Consider the following 3,064-nt stretch of genomic DNA (forward strand, 5'->3'; position numbering starts at 1 on the left):
ACCGCCGTGCCACCCCGCCCCATTTCACCAGAAAGAACTTTTTCTTTAACCAATCAATCATAACGTTCTCACACCTTGTAAAAGTCCACTCATCAAATGCCGCTTGGTATCTTCCTTCACTTCTTCGGCCTCAGATGCCTGCGGACAATGCGGCACCGGGACGTTTTATCTTAAAACCAACTTTAGCATCCCGCCCCCCTTCATGGCGAGGCATGCGTAAACGTGCGCAGCCGGGCAACAGCGCCCGGCATGAAGCAAAACAGGATCAAACCCACAGACCCGGCCCCGATCAGAATTGCCGACGCAACATAAAGCGCATCGGAAATATGACCAAGCATCGCCAGCCGCCATGTCCCGACAATCAGGGACATCCCAGCGGCAAGGGCCAGCGGTGCCTTGAGGCCACGCAGAAACTGCAGGGCCGAAATGCCCTCGGGCGCATGGGTAGCCCTCATGCGCAGTGGTAGGGCCACCAATGTCCGCACCGCCACGGCAGCAGCGGTTGCAACCGGGCCGTACTGGCTGGCCAAGGCAATCAGGATCAGACCAAGGACGGCCTCTGCAAGGGTAGCCCATAAAAAGGGTTTCGGCCTGTCGACGGCCAGCAGATAGGCCTCTTGAATGGACGTCAGAGAAATCACCGCATAAGCCAGACACAAGAACGGCAGGATCTGACCGGCCTCGCGCCAGTCGGGGCCCAGAAGAAGTTCGACCAAAGGATAAGAAATCAGGGCCAAACCCGCATAGGCCACAAAGCCGCTGATCGCGGCAAGTTCAGTCAGGTCCAGATAAAATCCCGCCGTCGCGTCCCGCTTGCGGCGCAACTCGGCCACGACCGATTGCGCCACACTTTGAAGGCTTTTGACAAACACGGTCAGAACGATCTCGGCCAGCCGCGCGGCAAAGGCAAACAGGCCCACCGCACGCGGATCGGCAAAATAACCCAGCATGACAGTTGGTGTCTGAAAGATGACCAGGGTCACAAACCGCAATTGCAGAACCCGAGGCCCCAGTCCCCGCACCAGCGCCAGTTCAGACCGGGAAGGCCATTTTCTGGGCACCCACCCTGCTGCGATAAAGGTCAGAAGGCTGTTGACCGCAATTTCGGTCAGGCGCTGACCCACAAGGCTCCAGGCGCCAAACCCGTTCAGCGCCATCCCGATGCCCACGCTCCCCCCCAGCATCACCCCGACAACCGTGCGGATCGCCAGTGTCTTATATGCCAACCGCCGCCTGAGCAGCGCCAGCGGAACCCCCGCCGCGGCGATCATCAGAACGGTCGGGCTGGCCGCAATCAGCAGCGGGGCGACAATTGGCTCTTTGTAAACAATCGCCGCGATATGCGCGATTACCGCCAAAACAAGAACGATCACTACGGAAAGGGCCATCAGAACAGCAAAGGTGGCCTCCAGCCGTCCGGGTTCAATTTTGTGCCGCTCGACGATGGCCTCGGCGATCGTGTCACGGACCAGAAACTCGCCCAGAAACAGGAAGGCAAACGCCATCGAAACAATGCCAAAGCTTTCCACCCCGATCAGCTTGGCAATGATCAGAAAAATAAGGGCTGCTGCAATTTGCTCCACCCAGCTGGCTGCTGTGCTCCAGGCCACGCTGGTGGTGAACTCTCGTTTCATCGACATTCCGTTGCTGGCAAACAGGTTTCCGGCGGCGGCCATTCGATCGCAAATTCCACACGAACCGGCGGCCTGAAACAAAAGCGTGCACACGCAGCAAAAGCTGTCAATCGGGGTTGTTGACGGGCGGGATTTTTGCCGTCAGAGTTTTCATCGGAACGGTGGAGCGTTCATTGTTTTATCGGCGTTTGCCCAAGCTGGCCCTGATTTCTGCGGCCAGCGGATTGCGCAGGCGGCGAATGTACAGATTGAGTTGGTTTGAAAGGATTGAAAAATGGATTGGTCTTCAAAGAACGTGCTCGTGACAGGCGGGTGTTCTTTTATCGGATCCCATCTTGTGGAAAGCCTGGTCAAGCGCGGCGCATATGTCCGGGTTGTTGACGACCTTTCCAGCGGAATTCGCGAAAATATCGAAGACGTCCTGCAAAGCGGCCGGGTGGAATTTGCCGAGGCCGACCTGCTGGACCCGACAACCGCCGCCAAGGCCGTCTCGGACATGAATGTCGTGTTTCACCTGGCCGCCACCCATGGCGGGCGCGGCTATATCAGCACCCACCAGGCTGCCTGTTCGACCAATCTGGCGCTGGACAGCATCATGATCCGCGAGGCGCACAAGGCCGGGGTTGAACAATTTACCTTCGCGTCCTCAGGCTGTGTCTATCCGACCAGCATTCAGGCTGACCCCAGCGAGACCCTGTATCTGACCGAAGATCTGGTCAAACCGCCCTATGAGGCCGATGACCTTTATGGCTGGGCTAAACTGATGGCAGAGCTGTCGCTCAAGGCCTACCACGAAGAGCATGGGTTCAAATGCGCCTCGGTCCGCTATTTCACCGCCTATGGCGAACGCTGCCCGGCCAACCACGCGGTGGTTGCAATGATCGGGCGGGCGTTCCTGCAGCAGAACCCCTTTATCGTCTGGGGTACCGGAGAACAGATCCGCAACTGGACCTATGTATCGGATATCGTCGAAGGCACGATCCGCGCAGCTGAACGGATCGAGGACGGCACCGCGATCAACCTGGGCACAATGGAACGCACATCCGTTCTGCAGGCCGCACAGATGATCCTTGAGCGCACCAACCGCGATGCCGAGATCAAGCGAGACCTGAGCAAGCCAACCGGCCCATACAACCGGGTGGCCGATAACAGCCTGGCCAAGACCCTGTTGGACTGGGAGCCCGAGGTCAGCTTCTCGGACGGGCTGGACCGTACGATCCGCTGGTATTTCGACAGCCACGACCGCGAGGCTCTGGCGCAGGATTTCGAGGAATCCCTGACAGAACGCGGACTGGAGAAACCAGGACGGCAGATCGCCCGCGCACAGGCCAGCTGAACCGGGCACAGCCCCGGACCCTGGTCTCTGAAAACATCGAGACACCCGAAGCTTAAGCCGCTGATACTTCGGGTGTTTCTCTTTATTTCAGAGC

Annotated in this window: 2 protein-coding genes; one reads left to right on the forward strand and one right to left on the reverse strand. The window is 58.5% G+C overall.

The window, feature by feature from the left end:
* Positions 1-200 precede the first annotated feature (200 nt).
* A complete protein-coding gene (locus AC2FNU_RS24430) occupies positions 201-1,676 on the reverse strand; it encodes an oligosaccharide flippase family protein (RefSeq protein ID WP_496794075.1) in 1,476 nt (491 codons plus the stop codon).
* A gap of 232 nt (positions 1,677-1,908) precedes the next feature.
* Between AC2FNU_RS24430 and AC2FNU_RS24435 the strand changes: the two genes are divergently transcribed.
* Complete coding sequence (locus AC2FNU_RS24435) at positions 1,909-2,970, forward strand: NAD-dependent epimerase/dehydratase family protein (RefSeq protein WP_496794079.1); 1,062 nt, start codon at positions 1,909-1,911, stop codon at positions 2,968-2,970.
* Positions 2,971-3,064 lie beyond the last annotated feature (94 nt).

This window comes from Ruegeria sp. BHSB064, from assembly GCF_059613205.1.

What these genes read in the sequence shown, in the direction of transcription:
- AC2FNU_RS24430 (WP_496794075.1), bottom strand. Translation starts at nt 1,676, where the DNA reads ATGGCCGCCGCCGGAAACCTGTTTGCCAGCAACGGAATGTCGATGAAA.
- AC2FNU_RS24435 (WP_496794079.1), top strand. Translation starts at nt 1,909, where the DNA reads ATGGATTGGTCTTCAAAGAACGTGCTCGTGACAGGCGGGTGTTCTTTT.